Below are 17997 nucleotides of genomic sequence, written 5' to 3' on the forward strand. Positions count from 1 at the left end.
TAGGCGCTTTACTGGCTACTCACCTGCCAGCTGTTCTCACGGTGAAAACAGACTTTAAGCCGCCAGCCTTCTCGTCACGCATATACCTATCCCGCACACCACAATACACGCTCTACTCTCAAGGCCCAGGTGCTTAACTATTTATGCTGTAGTTCAGTTCCACTGCTTGCCTATTAGCAGGAATCACCTCAGCTAATGCCTAAAGCGTCAGATTAATTGCAACAACTTTTCACGGTGAAAACTAATCGTGGCCTCGTATGTTGCTCAGCACCGCATCGTCTAAATCCATATATTGCGTATGGATAACTCTTGCGCAAGGGGAAGGCTGTATTTGTTTAAGGTAAAGACTACCTTGTATAAGGTTAATGCCTGATATATTGCTTTCTCCTTGGTTCATAGGCCGATTCCTTGCGGTAATCCGTTATTGAGTACAGGCACAAGATAGTGTCAATGCTCAATTTTTTTTCACCGTGAAAACTGTATACAAGCAGTAAATCATTTGAGTCCAAAAGAAGCCCTGGCTAATCATTGTTTTAGAAGGGCCGCATTCAAGCTTCCTCATGTCGTTGTAGGGCTCATATGCATGATCAGGCTTGGGATTACAGCGCGCAACAATACCAAGGAAGTAATGCCTAAGGTAATACAGGCATTTGTATTACCTTTCGCTTAGGCATATACGCCTATCGTCTAGGGATCTAATACATCTGGGATAACAGCGCGAAAAGCGAGCCGTAAGGTATAATATAAGCCATAATGACTATTTATATAACCTTATTAGAAGCAACGCTTCCCAATGGGTCGGTATAACCAGGAGCATTCTGGTCTGCCTGTTAGCGCAGGGAAAGAGGATCAGGCTGAGGCAGAGCTTTTGTTAAGAGATGCCGAGGCGAACTATGGTTCCGCTGAAAGACAGGGGCTAGCTCTTCACTATGTGAAAGGTTATATAGATACCAAATAAGCATTATCTATAACCTTCCTGGTTTGAAAGAAAGTTAATGGCTTGAGAAGATCTTGGTATATCAGCGCCAAAACACTCTTTAAAGGTAATATTTAATCCAATTAAACCTTTTGTTTTACCTTTACGCAGGGATCAGGCACCCTTCCAGAGTATTTGGGATATCGCCACATAAAAGGTAGTCCGAGAGGTTATTTTGCCTCATATATAGCTTTCCTAGACTCCTGGTCTGCTATGGGAAGGTTCAGATAAGACGCAAAAGACCTGGATTGTCCGAAACGCCAACAGTAGCCCCCCTATAAACAAGGCAGATTGGTAAAACAGCGCAGTTTTGGTAATACAGAAGGCATAAGTGCTTTCTGGTATACTCAAACCTGGCACTTGGGCCCTGTCCGGGATCCAGACGTATTTGTGTAATGTCCGCCATGCAATCCTTTGGCGTAGATGGATGTATTAAGGCCTATGAGTAATCCTGTCACCACACCAAGTGGCCGCCAGTGCGCTGCCGCCAGAACACTGCTGGGCTGGCATCAGGCAGCCCTTGCTGAAAAGGCAAAGCTGTCAGCCAAGGCTCTGTCCTTTTTTGAGACAGGAAAGACCAGCATCAGGGACTCAACCCTCGAAGCGATAGAACAGGCGTTTAGAGTCGCAGGCGTCACGCTAAAAGAGGATGGGGGCATCGCTCTTCAAGAAGACCTGAAGCCTCCCAGGGGCCGGCAGTATGCCGCGGCCAGGGTATTGCTAGGATGGAGTCGAGAGGACCTCTCGGAGCGTACCAACGTCTCTGCCAAGGCTATTGCGCTGTTTGAACAAGGCAAGTCAACCCCACGTAACGCATCACTGGATGCATTCGATGCAGCGTTTTACCTTGAAGGCATTACCCTGCCGGAAAATGGTGAAATTGTGATAGAAGCTCGAGAGGAATCGCTGGAGGCATCGACGTGACCAAGGAATCTGCACCACGCCCGCCCAGCAGTCGCGTCAAGGCGCTACTTCAGAAGCGCGAAGCCGAAGCACGGGCACGCCAGGAAGAAGCCGAAAGAGCGAGCGAAGAGGTCAGGGAGCTACGGGTCGAGCCCGGAGGGCAGGGCTCACTTGACCTACAGTTACCGCTCTTTCCTGAATATGCCTCAGCGATGCCTCATCACTGGACGCGGACGACCCTGTTCGCAAGCATTGCACGTGGCAAACGCAAGCTGCACCACCGTCAACAGCTGGCCAGCCGATCAGACTTCACCATTCTGTATACCGGGCAGCAGCTGGACATGGCCGATAACGATGTCTTCCTGCATGCCCTTCAACTGGCGCAAAATCAGGATGCCGGTCAGGTCATCCACTTTGTTCGCTCCAAGTTCCTGGAAGGGATAGGCCGCTCGGCAAGCGGACAGAATACCTATGCCTGGCTTGAAAACAGCCTTCGTCGTCTGGCGGAAGCAACCTTGTTTATCGAAAGCGACCAGGGCCAGGGGCTTATGGTGCGACTGATCAAGGATATGGCCTGGAACAAGAAGCAGGATGAGTACTGGCTGGCCCTGGATCCACATATCGTCAAGTTCTTCCAGCAGAGCCAGATTGCATACATCGACTTTGAAGTCCGTAAAAAACTCAGGTACGCCCTGTCAAAGTGGCTGCAGAACTATGCCTGTGGCCATCGGGCCGGAGAGCACCATTTTGTATCCATCGAAAACCTTATGCACTGGAGCGGCAGTACAGGACGGGTCCGCGATTTTGCCGAGCACAAGGAAAGAGGGCTTCGCGTCGCCCTTGCCGAACTGGAAAGCCATGGGGTTATACGGGAGTGGGATATCTATGAGCGTGCCAACGGGCGCAAGAAGCAGCTCATGGTGAAATGGTTCCGCCCACAAAAGACCAAGGAACTAACCAACGAGCAGGATTAGCAAGTTTATCCACAGCGCTTGGGATAACAGCGCCAGCCCTGATGGGATAACAGCGCAGCGTCTTGGGATAACGGCGTAAAATTTTGGGACAGCTGCGCCGCTTATTGGGACAACAGCGCGTCTGGTTGGGATAACCGCGCACTGTCAATCTGTAAGCTATTGATAAATATACGATTTTTCAGCGTTTCGTTGACTTAAACTGTTTCTAAACAGTTCTTAAACTGTTTGTTTAAACACGCAGAGCATTTTTTTCTTTACTCAAAGAGGAAAAACACAGAAAGCATTGCTTCAGGTAACTCAATAATCATCCTGAAGACTCCACAAGCAGAACCAATGATGAGCTAGGGCTGAGACCTGTAATACGTACTGATAGAAAACCCGCAATACGACCACCAAGTCCTCATAGAAGACTGTGCTACGTAGACTGATCAACAGTTGGGATAACAGCGCACTCCGTTAAGTAAAACCGGAGTTTTCACCGTGAAAACCTATAACAGCATGACTACCCCTGCTCTGTTTCCTGATACTAATTCCCTTCAACAATGAGCTTTTAGCTTTGAAACAACCACTATCCGTTTCACACGCAAGTGGCAGGGAAATCAAACAGGAATTTTTCTGGAATCAACACCCGAATGCTTTGATAGATCAGAAACGCTACTGGGTCATAGCGGCGATTAAAGCCCGTATACAACCAGGCAATGCATCCAGTTGCCGAATTAGAATGCTGCGCTCGCGTATGGCCCAGGGCTCATCCAGTGGGATAATCGTAAGATTCATTGTGCGACTATGCCGTAATGCAGCCGACTCGGGGATAACGCCGATTCCAACTCCTGCCTCCACCATCCGGCAGATTGATTCAAAGCTTGAGAGCTGAATACGCCAGAGCAAATTTACACCTAGCTTCTCGGCCTGTTCACGCATGAATGCCTGTAATGTACTGCCTTCATGTAAACCGACATGATGAAAACCCAAGGTCTGACGAAGTGTAAGCGAGGTGTACTGGGTCAGCTCGTGGTCCTTGGGCGATACAAGCACTAGCTTATCCGTACTGAAATGCAAAACTTCCAATCCAGTAGCCGTTACCGGCCCGGCAATGATCCCCATATCACTTGAGCCATCCAGAACACCTCGTACGATATCGCGGGAAAGCCTCTCTTGTAGATCAATGGTTACGCCGGGTCTTTGCGCCAGAAAACCGGCCAGCACTTCCGGTAAGAACTCAGTGACGGCTGTGGTGTTGGCAAAGATCCTGATATGACCCGCCGAGTCTGTACCGTACTCGGTGAATTCAGCTTTTAGATAGCCGACCTGACGCATGATTAGGCGCGCATGCTTCAGCAGCCGCTGCCCTGCCTCAGTAAGCTCTACGCCTTTGCTGTCCCTGTAGAATAAGTGGCTGTTGAGTTGAGCTTCTAACGCCTTGATTCGCATGCTGGCAGCTGCTGGCGAAATAAAGGCCTTACGGGCACCCTGGGTCAGGCTCGGTGCTTCGGCAATATGGATAAACAGGCGCAAATCAGTAAGATCAAAGTGCATATCTTTCTACCCACGTGGCGGAACGGGAGACCCTAGTAGCGCTACTGTAATGAAGCGTTCATCCTGCCTTAACGCAGGGTTCTGTAAAAGTAGATTCCCAGAACGGCAGACCTCCTCCGATGATGACCTCATAGTCGGAGCGGGAGAGAGTTGCCATGGGCGATCTAGATTTAAACCGATGGGTAGGCAGGGTAGAAGAGACCTGTGACCAGCTCAGCTCTAACCTTCTCAAGCGAATCGCCGCGACTTTTGGTGAAGAAACTCCTGCTCATGGTGAGGCCCTCCCGCTTCTCTGGCAGTGGTGCTTTTTCCAGGAACCGCTTCCTGAGCCAGCCCTGGGAAAAGACGGCCATCCCGCACGAGGTGGGTTTCTCCCTCCTGCCGATAATCGCAATCGAATGTGGGCGGGCGGACGGCTAGAGTTTCGTGAGCCGCTTAGGGTAGGCGGTGAGGCGTCCCGAGTTTCCACGATCAAGCAAATAGAGGAGAAGGCAGGGCGTACTGGCAAATTGTTGTTTGTGACCGTGCAACATGAGTACGTTCAGAACGGCCAGGTATGTATTTGCGAGGAACAGGACATTGTGTATCGCGAACCAAATCCTCCAAAGGCAGGTGGCTCCGAGCCGTCACCCAAAGGACAATGGGGCGAGACGGTTACCCCTACACCAACCCTACTCTTTCGTTATTCGGCAGTAACCTTTAACGGTCATCGAATTCACTATGATTATCCCTATGCTACCGAGACGGAAGGTTACGCAGGCCTGGTGGTTCACGGCCCCTTAATAGCCACCCTCACATTGCGCGCCTTTGCTCGAGCCCATCCCGAGGCGCGTATTCGCCGCTTTGCTTACCGAGGGGTGAGGCCGTTGGTTTCGCTATCTCCTCTTGAGCTGACAGGTTGCATTCAGACTGCCAGCAAGGCGCAGCTCTGGGCAGGTAATGAACAAGGCGTAGTCCAACAGGCCGAGGTTGAATTCGACGACTGAGTTGATTGGGCATGCAAACACACCCGTCCCGTTAGAACAAGGTGAGGTCATGAACCCGAACCGAAATGAAGAACTCAATGCCATTCGCGAGGGCGTTCGCGCGCTGTGTGCTGAGTTCGACGCCGCGTACTGGCGCAGAATCGACGCGGAAAAGGGGTTTCCCGAGGCCTTTGTCAGAACCCTGACGGAGGCTGGTTGGCTGGCAGCGATGATTCCAGTTGAATACGGGGGCTCTGGCCTGGGGCTTTCAGAGGCTTCTGTGATTCTGGAGGAGGTCAATCACAGCGGTGGTAACTCCGGGACTGTACATGGACAGATGTACAACATGTTTACTTTGCTTAAGCATGGCAGTGAAGAGCAAAAGCAACGATACCTGCCCAAGCTTGCCAGTGGTGAGCTGCGCCTTCAGTCCATGGGCGTGACCGAGCCCACTACAGGTACGGATACCACCAAGATCAAGACCACCGCCGTCAGGCGGGGCGATAAATATGTGATCAATGGCCAGAAGGTCTGGATCTCCCGCATCCAGCACTCGGATCTCATGATCCTGCTGGCACGTACCACCGCGCTGGCTGACGTCACGAAGAAGTCAGAGGGGATGTCCATTTTTATCGTTGACCTGCGAGAGGCCATTGGCAGAGGCCTGACTGTCCAGCCAATTCCCAACATGGTTAACCATGAGACCAACGAACTGTTTTTCGACAATCTTGAGATACCCGCTGAAAACCTTATCGGCGAGGAGGGCAAGGGGTTCAGGTACATCCTTGATGGACTCAACGCCGAACGTACACTTATTGCTGCGGAATGCATTGGTGATGGTCGCTGGTTTATCGAGAAAGCATGCGCTTACGCCCGAGACCGGGTCGTATTTGGCCGGCCTATCGGCCAAAACCAGGGCGTGCAGTTTCCAATTGCAGAGGCGCATATCGAAATCGAAGCAGCCGACCTGATGCGCTGGCGTGCCTGCAAGCAATATGACCGCGGCCTTAACGCCGGTGCAAGCGCCAATATGGCCAAGTACCTGGCGGCCAAGGCTTCCTGGGAGGCAGCCAATGCCTGCCTGCAAACCCATGGCGGTTTCGGGTTTGCCTCTGAGTACGATATAGAGCGTAAATTTCGCGAGACACGGCTCTATCAGGTTGCACCTATCTCGACAAACCTCATTCTTTCCTACGTAGCCGAGCACTTGCTTGAGCTGCCGCGTAGTTTCTGAGGAACTGACCATGAGCCATACCCAAGCACTGGCCAGTTTTCTTGCCGACCTTGCCTATGAGCACATTCCCGAGCCAGTCCTTGAGCGCACCGAGGCGTTACTGCTGGACTGGCTGGGTTCCGCCCTGGCAAGCCAGGGGGCTCACCCGATTCCGCTGTTTGAGCGATATGCTGAAATTATGGGCCCAGGCGAAGGAGCAGCGAGAATACTGGTTAACGGTAAGGGCACATCGGCTTATTTTGCCGCTCTGGTCAACGCCGCGTCTTCCCATCTGGTGGAGCAGGACGACTTGCACAACAGCTCGGTACTGCATCCTGCTACCGTCGTGTTTCCGGCCGCACTGGCAGCTGCCCAAGAGGGTGGATATACAGGGCGTGAGCTGCTGCTGGCGTCGATTGCAGGGTATGAGGCCGGTATTCGGATCGGAGAATTCCTAGGTCGTTCGCACTATAGGATTTTTCACACCACTGCAACGGTAGGCACCTTGGCTGCCGCCATTGCGGTAGGCAAGTTGTTTAGGTTCGATCAGGAGCAGTTCCTCCACCTGCTGGGTAATGCTGGCACGCAGGCAGCCGGTTTGTGGGAGTTCTTGCGGGACGCTGCCGATTCCAAGCAGCTTCATACGGCCAAGGCGGCCGCTGATGGGCTACTGGCTGCCTATATGACCCGCGAAGGCCTGACGGGGGCACGTAACATTCTTGAGGGGCCACAAGGCATGGCAGCCGGAATGTCTACGGATGCCAATCCAGCCAGGCTGGCAGACCGGCTCGGCAGCCGTTGGGCTATTGCAGAAACCTCCTTCAAGTTCCACGCCTCTTGCCGTCACACGCATCCTGCCGCGGATGCCCTGCTGGCGTTAATGCAGCGCGAAAGCCTTGCTCATAACCACATATCCGGGGTGGCAGCACATGTTCACCAGGGGGCTATCGATGTCCTGGGACGTGTCGTAAGACCGCAAACAGTGCACCAGGCAAAATTCCATATGGGTACGGTATTAGGGTTGATTGCCGTGCATGGCAAGGCCGGACTTACCGAGTTTCACTCCTATGCCCTGGCAGACCCTGCCGTAAAAGCCTTTGGTGAAAAGGTAGACATGGTTTTAAGCCCCGAGGTCGACGATGCCTATCCTGCGCGTTGGTTGGGAAGGGTAACGGTTAGCACGAACGATGGGCGCGTCTTGCACGCGGCTGTCGATGATCCCAAGGGGGATCCCGGCAATACGCTTTCACGTCCAGAGCTTGAGGAGAAGTTTCGTCGCCTGGTCAGGTTCTCTGGCGCACGGACGCCAGATCAGGCGGAGGCTTTGATCCAGGCCGTATGGTCGATACGCGACCGCTCCGATCTCTCTGTCCTGACGAGGTTCTGACTATGGCTACCAACCAAGAGCGTCCCCTGGATGGCGTTACTGTGGTGAGTCTGGAGCACGCCATCGCAGCTCCCTTCTGCACCCGGCAACTCGCGGACATGGGCGCACGCGTAATAAAGGTCGAGCGGCCCGGTGTAGGAGATTTTGCCCGCGGCTATGACACCCGTACTAATGGTCTTGCCTCGCACTTTGTATGGACCAATCGCTCCAAGGAGAGCTTGAGTCTTGACCTCAAGGCGGAGGGCGCAAGTCAGGTTCTCGAGGCTCTACTGGCAAAGGCGGACGTACTGGTACAAAACCTTGCACCGGGCGCAGCGGCGCGTGCTGGATTAAGTTTTGAGACGCTGCATGAGCAATATCCACGGCTCATCGTGTGCGATATCTCTGGCTATGGCGCCGGCGGGCCTTATGAGGACAAGAAGGCCTATGATCTTTTGATCCAGGGCGAAGGCGGCTTTCTGTCGGTAACAGGCGGACCTGGAGAGGACGAAATTGCCAAGGCAGGCTGTTCCATTGCTGATATCGCGGCTGGCATGTATGCGTTCAGCGGGATTCTCTCGGCGCTGCTGCTGCGTGAGCGTACAGGCAAAGGCAGCCAAGTGGATGTCAGCATGCTGGAAAGTCTCGTGGAGTGGATGGGGTACCCCATGTACTACGCGTACGAAGGCGCCGAACCACCGCCACGGGCGGGCGCGTCTCACTCCACCATCTACCCCTATGGCCCTTTTCCCTGCGCAGAGGGTGGGACCGTTATGCTGGGTCTACAGAACGAGCGGGAATGGGCGGCGTTTTGTGAAAAGGTACTGCGCCAGCCAGAGCTTCAGGCCGACGAGCGATTTTCCGCCAACTACCGGCGCACAGCCAATCGGCAATCGCTACGAGACATTATTGTTGGGACCTTTGCACAGCTTAGTGCTGAGCAGATTCTTGAGCGCCTGGAAGATGCGCAGATTGCCAATGCCAAGGTCAATGACATGCATGGTGTATGGGCTCACCCACAGTTGCGTGCACGCCATCGCTGGGTGGAGGTAGACAGCCCCAGAGGGAAGCTGCCTGCACTATTGCCTCCTGCTACCAACAGCGCATTCACCGCACGTATGGATCCCATACCGGCCCTGGGAGAGCACAGCGAGGCGATTCTTGCCGAACTTGGCTTCACGAGCCAGGCCATCGACCAGCTCAAGCAGGCAGGGACACTATGAATCCCTTCTCGACAGGTCCGGTAAGAAGCGCCCTGTTTGTTCCTGGCAGCCGTCCTGAGCGCTATAGCAAGGCCTTGGCAGCGGGTGCAGATTGCGTAATCGTTGATTTCGAGGATGCGGTAGAGGAGCACCACAAGGTCCAGGCTCGCTACAACCTGGAAATATTTCTGCTCGAAAACCAAGACGTCAGGATAGCGGTGCGCATCAATGCACCGGGTCATATTGAACAGGAAGCGGATATCCGGTTTTGCTCTGCTCACGCTGCAGTGGCAGCAATTGTTCTTCCCAAGACCGAAAGCGCAGCCCAGGTCCAGGCACTGGCTACCACCGGTAAACCCGTCTGGCCCCTTATTGAGACTGCCCGTGGCCTTCTGGCGCTCCCTGAAATTGCCGCAAGCGCAGGCGTTGAACGATTGACGTTTGGTGCTCTGGACCTGGCCGTTGATCTGGGGTTAAGGGAGGCGGGGAAAGGCATGGAAAAGGTGTTTGATCAGGTCCGTTACTCGCTGCTGGTTCATTCAGTAGGCAGGGCGCTGGCGCCTCCGTTGGATACGGTATTTGCTGATATTGGCAATACCGAGGGACTTGCGAGCGCTGCAATAAACGCCCGGGACATGGGGTTTGGCGGTTTGCTGTGTATCCATCCCACCCAGGTGGACACTGTGCATCAGATATTTCAGCCCAGTGCCGATGAGATCGAATGGGCAAGACGGGTAATGGAAGCGGCGCGTTCCGGCGAAGGCGCCATACGCCTGGAGGGCAAGATGATTGATGTGCCTGTAATCAAGAAAGCTCGACGTCTGCTTCAAGGCCTCCGACAGGCAGATTAGCGTTCAACTCTCCAATGCGCCTGGCGACAAGCAGATTCTCCTGAAAAAAGGCCGTTCGCATTCTGCGGACCTATGACAACAACAAAAGGAAAATGGCTATGCTCACATTTACCCGGGTACTTCTCTGCGCGACTCTGCTTGCAACGGCTGGTCTGGCTCAGGCCGCCGAGCCCATCACGATCAAGTTTGCCCACGTAGTTGCTGACAATACGCCGAAGGGACAGGGCGCCTTGCTGTTCAAGAAGCTGGCCGAGGAGCGTCTGGCCGGCAAGGTACGAGTGGAGGTCTATCCGAATTCCTCCCTGTTTGGCGATGGCAAGGAGATGGAGGCGTTACTGCTGGGGGACGTACAGATGCTTGCGCCGTCGCTTGCCAAGTTCGAGCAATACAACAAAAAGATCCAGATCTACGACTTACCTTTTCTGTTCGACAATTTGGAGGCAGTCGATCACTTCCAGGCCGGAAAGGGGAAGGAGTTGCTTTTAGCGATGCAGGACAAGAATATCCTGGGGCTAGCCTATTGGCATAATGGACTTAAGCAACTCTCGGCCAACAAGAGGATGGTTGAACCTAAAGATGCGCGTGGCCTTAAATTTCGTGTGCAGGCCTCCAGTGTGCTTGAAGAGCAATTCAAGGTGTTGCGCGCCAACCCCCGAAAGATGAGCTTTGCCGAGGTGTATCAGGGACTTCAGACCGGTGTGGTCAATGGCACTGAAAACACCTGGTCCAACTATGAGAGCCAAAAGGTCAATGAGGTCCAGCCATTCTTTACAGAATCAAACCATGGTCTGATCGACTACATGGTCATCACCAACGCCTCATTTTGGAAGGGGCTGACGCCGGAGGTGCGCAATGAGCTGGAAAAGATTGTGGCTGAAGTTACGCTTGAGGTAAACCGGCAGGCCGAAGCGTTAAACCAGAGTGCCAAGCAGAAAATCATCGACTCCAAAACCAGCCAGGTGGTCTCATTAACGCGTGAGCAGCGCGAAAAATGGCGCGAAACCATGAAGCCGGTCTGGAAGAAGTTTGAAGGCGAAATTGGTACAGACCTGATTGATGCTGCCCAGGCCTCAAACGAACAGGCTCAATAACCCTGACGCATGTCCGGCTCTGCCGGACGGTGTCCTTCTAACTGAGCGCTTATACAGGTAGGATCATGATAGCGCCGTGCTGGTTAGCCTGCCGCTACTGGTCTTTTATAGCATCACGTAGCCGTTTGGCATCTGTGGCTGGCGGCACGCCGAACATGCGTGTGTAGTGCCGGCTAAATTGCGAAGGGCTTTCGTATCCCACTCGGTAACCAGCGCTTGACGCATCGATAGCCTCCGCAACCATCAGGCGCCGTGCTTCATGCAGCCGCAGCTCATCTCGAAATTCCAGCGGACTCATTGAAGTTACCGCCTTGAAGTGTGTATGAAAGCAAGAGCGGCTCATACCGGCGATATCGGCAATCTCTTCAATTCGACAGGGTTCGGCATAATGGCTACGTAACCAGGCAATGGCCCTGGCAATCTGATTGAGTCGGTTGTCTGATTTCGCCAGTTGTCGAATGATACCGTTGTCTTTTCCAGTCAATAGCCTATAAAGCATCTCGCGTATCACGAGCGGAGACAGTGCTTCGATATCATCTGGAGCATCCAATAAACTCACAAGCCGGGCTGCGGTGTTCAGTAGCTCTGGCGTTACGCCGCTAAGTGCAATGCCTGTTTGCAGCCTTGCGCTACCGTTATTACGCGGCGCATAACGCAGCGCAAGTTCGCTCAACACGTTGACGTCTAGATCCAGGACAAGGCACAGATAGGGGGCTGCCTGGCTTGCCTCAATGATTGATCCCACTACTGGCAGCCCAACCGATGCCACCAAAAACGTGGCCGCATCATACTCATAGGCGGTACGAGCTAACATGACCTGTTTACGCCCCTGAGCCACAAGACAAAGGGTCGGCTCATAGATTACGGGCATAGGCGTGGTCGGCTTGCTTGAGTGAGCCAACTGAAGTCCAGGAATCGATGTCCGGTGCAGCCCGTCAGCTGGCGCATGCCGGTTGATGGCATCTACAAGTGTTTCCAGAGACCTCATGCTTCCCCCTGAAAAAGTCGAAACAGGTGTAAGAAGATTTCTACAAATACAGTTGTGCAAACAAGCAGGACAATCCGGCTACACACAAACATCATTTTCAAGGTAGATTCGTTCTACAGTTTATGGCTTCGGGACTGTAACGAAATCCAGCATGTCTGATTTATCGATTACCGATTGTTGCCAATCATCTGGCTAATTGAGCCTGTCTCTCATATTTATCGTCGCTGGAGGTGATTAGCACTGGTGTATCGACGGATTAGGCACCCTAGGTATCAGGCTCTACGACTTCTCTGGATAAGGAGAGTTTTTCACCGTGAAAAGCATGGCGAGCGTTGTGGCTTTCAACCTCAAGCGCCGCGCTTCAACGATTTTGTGTCTAGACATGCGCTGGTTGGCAGGTTTCAGGTCCCAGACGGAGTATGTTCGCTCCTCCCGAATGTAGCAGTGTGCTGGAAAAAGGATCGCAGAAGAACGCTAGCGTATAAGACAAATCGCTTGTCGAAGGATCGGCTTGCGCGTTCCTGGTTAAGTACTGGTAAACCTTACTATTGATAGGAGGTTGCTGTGCAGAAATTAAGGTTTTGTTACATCCGTTCGGCCTGTTTAGCAGCTGCATTCGCGCTTTGTGGTGCGTTTTTTTCAAGCATGGCTACCGCAGCTACGCCAGCCGCTGTCGATCCTGCTTCCCGAAACAAGCAGATCGTAATAGACGCTTTTGACCGCTGGGCAGCAGGTGGAAATAGCTTTTTCACTGAGATGCTAACGCCAGACGTTATTTGGACAATCAAGGGCTCAGGTCCAAGTGCTGGCGTCTATCAAGGCCTGGATCAGTTTATAAGCAAAGCTGTCCGACCATTTGCCTCTCGTTTATCAGATCCCGTGAGGCCTGTCAGTAAACAGGTGTGGGCCGATGGCGATCATGTAGTCGTCCAGTGGGAAGGGGCTGGAGTTGCACAAGATGGAAAAGCCTACCGCAACAGCTACGCCTGGATATTTCATATGCGCAACGGCAAGGTGTTTGAAGTCACCGCGTTTCTGGACCTTGCGCCTTATAACGATGTGCTAAGGCGAATACCCACATTAGAAGGGGGATAGCCTGATCAGGTTGGGTTGTTGTTAGTCGGTAACCCAGCTCAAGCGCAGACGCGGCTCGTCCTGGCCAGGTCTTATAAGGTCCGTCCTGGATCGCCCTCTGGTTTCGCGCTCTGGTAGGTGGGTAATTGCGATCAGTGTGATGAGACGTAAACCGAAGAGGAGGGTGGTGCTGGCAGAGCATAGGTTGCTTTTATCTACTGCACCTCGACGGCAGGAGTACAACCAAAGAGGCGCTTAAATTCCTGATTGAACTGCGATGGGCTTTCATAGCCCACGTTGAGGGCTACTGTGGCGGCCGCCACGCCGTTTCTCAGCATCAGTAAGCGAGCCTGATGTAGCCGCGTCGACCCTAGATATCGCATGGGTGTAGAGTGATCACCGAGAGAAAATGCAAATGAAAGCCTGGCACACTCATGCAGGCCTCTCGGGCTGGAATTTCAACATCCAGTCGATCCATGTAGCTCTGGTGTATCAGGCAGATGGCGCGAGCAACTTTGCCAAAATGCCCTTGCCGAGCAAGTGCCGCGCTTAGTGAGTCCCCTGGTCCCCGGTCAGTATTTGGTAGTAGATCTCTCGTATGAATCTTGGTCCCAAGAGGTGTGCGTCCTCTATATTCGGCAGGCACCCACTGCCGAATAGCTTGCAAGCACTGCCTAGTTCTATCGGTTAAAAGCTGGTGGCGAGTCACAGGCCTCTTTCAGAGATCGTGGTTTTGATGGGCTAGAGTGTTGGGGCGGATACAGGATGGATGCTTCTGCCGCTGCGGCATGGACCTGCCGCAGACGTTTGGCCGGAAAATCACCACGTGTAGCGTTAACCGGCAGTAAACCCTCCATCGATTGGCAATATAACGCCTGATATCATCGACGAGGCCTGGCTCAGCAGGAACAGTATAGGCAGGACTACCTCTTGTGGCTCGGCGAACCGCCCCAAGGGTATCCTGGAAAGCATGGTGTTGGCTTTTGCCGGGTCACTCCAGCCCACCCTGGCCATAGGCGTCAGGGTTACTGTCGGGTTTACGCTGTTGACCCTGATATTATAAGGACCCAGCTCTGCACAGAGTACGCGTGTCATCGCATCCATGGCCGCCTTTGATGCAGAGTAGCCCAGATGGTCAGGCAGTGAAGCTATAGCGGCCTGGCTCGAGACGTTAACAATGGATCCGCCGTTGCCCCGGTCGATCATGCGACGTGCAACCAGTTTACTGACAAGCGCCGTGGCGCGCGCATTGACCGCCATCATCTGGTCAAATGCCAGGGCAGTGACTTCCGTGGCAGGTTCAAGTAGCGCTATTCCTGCACAGTTGACCAACCCATCCACCTGGTCTAGCTGGTCCTCTACCTGGGCCAGTCCATTGGGCTGTGAGAGGTCTGCCACGACGATATCGCATAGGGTTCTGCTTTTAAGCTCGTTGAGTTGTTCTGCGTTACGACCTATGGCCAGTACCTGAGCACCCTCGGCACGAAGAGCCTCGACGCAGTACCACCCAATACCACTGCTCGCACCGGTGACCACGATGGTTTTGCGCGCCAGATCATCAAACATTTGCTGCCCCTTGTTGTGTTATCAAATCTCTGGCCCCACGCCTGCCAGGCGCACCGGCCAATGCTGGTTTGGCTATCAGGTCCGCGGGTACATTGCGTCTACCTGTCCCACATAGCGCTGGTAGGCATGCTCATAAGCTGCGACTGCAGCACGCGAAGGCTGGATTGCTCCAGTGTCGTCAAACGCTACCAGGCGCTCGCACAGGGATTCGAGCGATACGCCATAGGCGCTGGTGCGGCTCAAATCGCACCAGGCGGCCTGTATGGCCCCGCCCAGGGCAGCGGCTTCGCCTATCAGCGGGCAGACGACGCGGGTATCCATCACGTCCGCGACCATTTGTCTCCATACCTCGCTCCTGGCTCCTCCGCCGATAAGGCGCACTTCCTCGCTCCGGATGCCAGCGCTTCGCAGCAGATCCAGGCCATAACGCAAGCCAAAGGTCGCGCCCTCCATGACTGCCCGACACAGGTTGGCAGGACGGAGGTTGTGGGCGTTCAGCCCAAGCAGGCTGCCTGTTGCATCCGGCAGGGCTGGTACTCGCTCGCCTCCCAGAAACGGCAGCATGATCACTCCATCAGAGCCAATGGGCGCCGCCTGGGCTTCTGCGTTAAAGCGGGGCAGGTCAAAACCAAACATGGCACGCACGGCATTGGCTGCACCCGTTACGTTCATGGTACAGATCAAGGGTAGCCAGCCGTTGGTGGATGAGCAGAAGGGTGCCACCAGCGAAGAGGGTTGATGCGGTGCACAACGGGAGTAGGCATACAGCGCTCCTGAGGTACCCAGGCTCAAGGTGACCACGCCTTCCCTGATATTGCCTGTTCCAATGGCGCCCATCATGTTGTCGCCGCCACCGCTTGAGACAATTACGCTATCAGCAAGGCCCAGCTCCCGGGCGATTTCAGCGCGCACCCGACCCACCGGTTCATGGGACTCGATCAAGGAGGGCAGCGCCTGGGCCAGACGCCCGGAGCTATCAATCAGCTCAAGTACCTGTGGCGCCCAGCAGCGAGAGCGAATATCGAAATAGCCAGTCCCCGAGGCATCACCGTATTCGGCGGCCTTCTGGCCGCTAAGCCAATAATTAAGATAATCATGGGGAAGCAGGATATGGCTGATACGGGAGAAATGGTGCGGCTCGTGCTCTTTTAGCCACAATAGCTTGGAAAGGGTATAGCCTGTAGCGGGTACCAGGCCAAGCTCTTCCATTGCCCCCTGTTCACCTCCAAGCCGTGCAAGCAGCTCGGCGTTTTGCGGGGCTGTTTCCGTATCGCACCAGAGTTTCGCTGGTCGAATTACCCTGTCCTCGGCATCCAGCACTACCAGGCCATGCTGCTGCCCGGATACGCCTATAGCACGAATAGCTCGGGCATCAATGGCTGAGGTTTCCAGGGCCTGACGGTAAGCCCTGAGAAATGCATCGATCCACTCCTGTGGCTCCTGCTCCCGGCGGCCGTTGGCGTGGCTGATCAGCCCATGGGGTGCATAGCCCTCACCGCACAGGCGTCCCTGGTCCAGGTCAACGATCACCACTTTTGTGCCCTGTGTGCCGCAATCAACCCCTAGGTATATGCTCATTTGCTTTGTCCTGTTGTACCGGCCAGGCCTAAGTTGACCGGCAGCCGTTACCTGCGCTGTGAAAGCAGCAAAGGCTTGACCTCATGAGAGCCGCCAGAAAACCGGGCGGCGTTGCGGCTAATGTCTGCTCAAGGCATGCATGGAGGGTTTCAGGGCCTGATAGATTGCGCAGTACTGCTCGAACATGCGGTCGTAGACGGCCTTGTTTGCAGGATCAGGTTGCGCGCGGGCGCGTAGCGTTCGCCATTGGCGTGCCTGTGTCAGGTCGTCAACTGCGCCTATCGCCAGCGCAGCGAGGATCGCACCTCCTAGCGGTGCCTCTACCTGTTCCTCAATAGTCATGACCGGATACCCCGTCACATCGGCAATGATCTGCATCCACAGGTCCGAGGCAGCTGCCCCGCCTACAACGATCAGTTCGGGATCTAGCCGGACTGCACCCTGCTGCCCGCGCTCCATGTTGTGGCGCAAGGCAAAGGCCAATCCTTCCAGTACGGCGCGGTAGAGGTGGGCCTTGGTATGAAACAAGGTCAGGCCAACATAGGCGCCTGTCGCCCTGGCATCCCAGATTGGGCTCCGCTCGCCCATCAGGTAGGGCAGAAACACGACCCCCTCGGCGCCCGCAGAGGTCTTGGCCGCCTCAAGCTCCATCAGTTCGTGTACGTCAGTTCCCGGAAGCAGGGCCGCTGCCTGTTTCTCCATGGCGCAGAACTGGTCACGAAACCAGCTGATGGATGCTCCTGCGGTAATAGCGCCGCCAAATATGTACAGGTCCTTTAGCCCGTTATAGACATAGGGCATGCTGACCAGCCCGTTGCGTGCGTGGGTTGACTGATTAATGAATCCCCAGCACATGCTGGTGCCGATCATGGCAACATGGTTTCCAGGTTCCATTACACCAGCGGCCAACGTTGCCATTGCCGCATCGACACCGCCCGCCACTACCTTAGTCCCTGTCTGCAGGCCTAGCCGCTGCGCAGCCTCCGGCAGGAGGTGGCCAATTACCTCACTGGGCTCTACCAGCCTGGACGGCATCAGCGCAGGGTCGATGCCAAGCGCCTCCAGCAAAACCTGCGACCAGTTACGCGCCTCGATATCGTAAATTCCGCCAATATTACCGGCAGAGCAGTGATCGACTATCAACTCACCAGTAAGGTGATAGTGAACGTAGCTGTTTGGGGGCAACAGATAACGCGTCCTTGCCCATATCTCGGGTCGATGGCGCTTGAGCCACAGCATCTTGGTGTAGCCATAGTAGCTGTCCACCCCATTGCCGGTGATGCACTGCAGCATTTCGATATCTACATTCTGCCTGACCCAGTCGACCTCCTCATGGGCGCGCCGGTCCATCCAGATCAGGCAGGGATGCAGGGGCGTAATGGCCTCGTCGACGGGTATACCCGAGCCGCCGTACAGGCTGCTCACACAGATTGCAGCGATCTCATGACCAGGCACTCTGCCCTTGGCTACCGCCGCTGCCGTCGCCTCATACACAGCTTCAAGCCATACCTCAGGCCACTGCTCTGCCCACATCGGACGAGGCTGGTCGACCCGGTAGGCTGCCGACGCCTGGGCGATAAGCCGGCCTTCGGTAGACATCAGCAGGGCTTTGGTGCTCTGTGTACCAATATCCACTCCGATTACATACTGCATGACCGTTGTCCCTGAAGATGCGCAGGCTCCAGTAGGCGAGCCGATACGCGATGAGAAAGGC

At 54.5% G+C, this 17997-nt stretch carries 14 protein-coding genes and 1 pseudogene; 9 read left to right on the forward strand and 6 right to left on the reverse strand.

Annotated features, from left to right (window positions below):
* The first annotated feature begins 1417 nt into the window (after positions 1 to 1417).
* Entirely contained in the window at positions 1418 to 1900 is a 483-nt protein-coding gene (locus JQR86_RS23085) for a helix-turn-helix domain-containing protein (protein ID WP_434155603.1), read from the forward strand.
* Positions 1897 to 2853: a hypothetical protein gene (locus tag JQR86_RS23090; protein ID WP_434155604.1), complete on the forward strand. Its 957-nt coding sequence runs from the start codon at positions 1897 to 1899 to the stop codon at positions 2851 to 2853. Before JQR86_RS23085 ends, JQR86_RS23090 begins: the two co-directional genes overlap by 4 nt.
* Positions 2854 to 3507: 654 nt before the next feature.
* Here the strand turns inward: JQR86_RS23090 and JQR86_RS23095 are convergent.
* On the reverse strand, positions 3508 to 4389 hold the full coding sequence (locus tag JQR86_RS23095) for a LysR family transcriptional regulator (RefSeq protein ID WP_434136748.1): 882 nt from the start codon (positions 4387 to 4389) through the stop codon (positions 3508 to 3510).
* Positions 4390 to 4544: 155 nt separating this feature from the next.
* On the opposite strand from JQR86_RS23095, the gene JQR86_RS23100 reads away from it, so the two are divergent.
* From JQR86_RS23100 to JQR86_RS23125, 6 genes are all read left to right on the forward strand, one after another.
* On the forward strand, positions 4545 to 5375 hold the full coding sequence (locus JQR86_RS23100) for an FAS1-like dehydratase domain-containing protein (protein WP_434155606.1): 831 nt from the start codon (positions 4545 to 4547) through the stop codon (positions 5373 to 5375).
* A gap of 49 nt (positions 5376 to 5424) precedes the next feature.
* A complete protein-coding gene (locus JQR86_RS23105; RefSeq protein WP_434155607.1) occupies positions 5425 to 6588 on the forward strand; it encodes an acyl-CoA dehydrogenase family protein in 1164 nt (387 codons plus the stop codon).
* A 10-nt stretch (positions 6589 to 6598) separates the two neighbouring features.
* The gene (locus JQR86_RS23110) at positions 6599 to 7954 is read left to right on the forward strand and encodes an MmgE/PrpD family protein (protein WP_434155608.1); all 1356 of its coding nucleotides are present in this window, start codon (positions 6599 to 6601) and stop codon (positions 7952 to 7954) included.
* A gap of 2 nt (positions 7955 to 7956) precedes the next feature.
* Positions 7957 to 9156, forward strand: a complete 1200-nt coding sequence (locus tag JQR86_RS23115) for a CaiB/BaiF CoA transferase family protein (RefSeq protein WP_434155609.1) — start codon at positions 7957 to 7959, stop codon at positions 9154 to 9156.
* Positions 9153 to 9986, forward strand: coding sequence for an HpcH/HpaI aldolase/citrate lyase family protein (locus JQR86_RS23120; RefSeq protein WP_434155610.1), 834 nt, complete (start codon positions 9153 to 9155; stop codon positions 9984 to 9986). Before JQR86_RS23115 ends, JQR86_RS23120 begins: the two co-directional genes overlap by 4 nt.
* Positions 9987 to 10084: 98 nt before the next feature.
* On the forward strand, positions 10085 to 11077 hold the full coding sequence (locus tag JQR86_RS23125; protein WP_112298028.1) for a TRAP transporter substrate-binding protein: 993 nt from the start codon (positions 10085 to 10087) through the stop codon (positions 11075 to 11077).
* A 94-nt stretch (positions 11078 to 11171) separates the two neighbouring features.
* Here the strand turns inward: JQR86_RS23125 and JQR86_RS23130 are convergent, their stop codons facing one another.
* On the reverse strand, positions 11172 to 12065 hold the full coding sequence (locus JQR86_RS23130) for an AraC family transcriptional regulator N-terminal domain-containing protein (RefSeq protein ID WP_434155611.1): 894 nt from the start codon (positions 12063 to 12065) through the stop codon (positions 11172 to 11174).
* Positions 12066 to 12710: 645 nt separating this feature from the next.
* Here JQR86_RS23130 and JQR86_RS23135 point away from each other — a divergent pair.
* Positions 12711 to 13160 carry a nuclear transport factor 2 family protein gene (locus JQR86_RS23135; RefSeq protein ID WP_434155734.1) on the forward strand — a complete coding sequence of 150 codons (450 nt, stop codon included), beginning with the start codon at positions 12711 to 12713 and terminating at the stop codon, positions 13158 to 13160.
* A gap of 131 nt (positions 13161 to 13291) precedes the next feature.
* Here the strand turns inward: JQR86_RS23135 and JQR86_RS23140 are convergent.
* The 4 genes and pseudogenes from JQR86_RS23140 to JQR86_RS23155 all read right to left on the reverse strand — a co-directional run.
* Positions 13292 to 13766: pseudogene (locus tag JQR86_RS23140) on the reverse strand (helix-turn-helix domain-containing protein); the annotation flags it as partial.
* A gap of 207 nt (positions 13767 to 13973) precedes the next feature.
* Positions 13974 to 14705 (reverse strand): SDR family oxidoreductase, encoded by a 732-nt coding sequence (locus tag JQR86_RS23145; protein ID WP_434155612.1) that lies wholly within the window; start codon positions 14703 to 14705, stop codon positions 13974 to 13976.
* A 75-nt stretch (positions 14706 to 14780) separates the two neighbouring features.
* Positions 14781 to 16277 carry a xylulokinase gene (gene xylB / locus JQR86_RS23150; protein WP_434155735.1) on the reverse strand — a complete coding sequence of 499 codons (1497 nt, stop codon included), beginning with the start codon at positions 16275 to 16277 and terminating at the stop codon, positions 14781 to 14783.
* Between the two features lie 123 nt (positions 16278 to 16400).
* A complete protein-coding gene (locus JQR86_RS23155) occupies positions 16401 to 17936 on the reverse strand; it encodes an FGGY-family carbohydrate kinase (RefSeq protein ID WP_434155613.1) in 1536 nt (511 codons plus the stop codon).
* Positions 17937 to 17997: the final 61 nt, after the last annotated feature.

Origin of the sequence: Pseudomonas sp. JZ134 (genome assembly GCF_051027695.1) — a bacterium.
Classification (GTDB): Bacteria; Pseudomonadota; Gammaproteobacteria; order Pseudomonadales; family Pseudomonadaceae; genus Chryseomonas; species Chryseomonas luteola.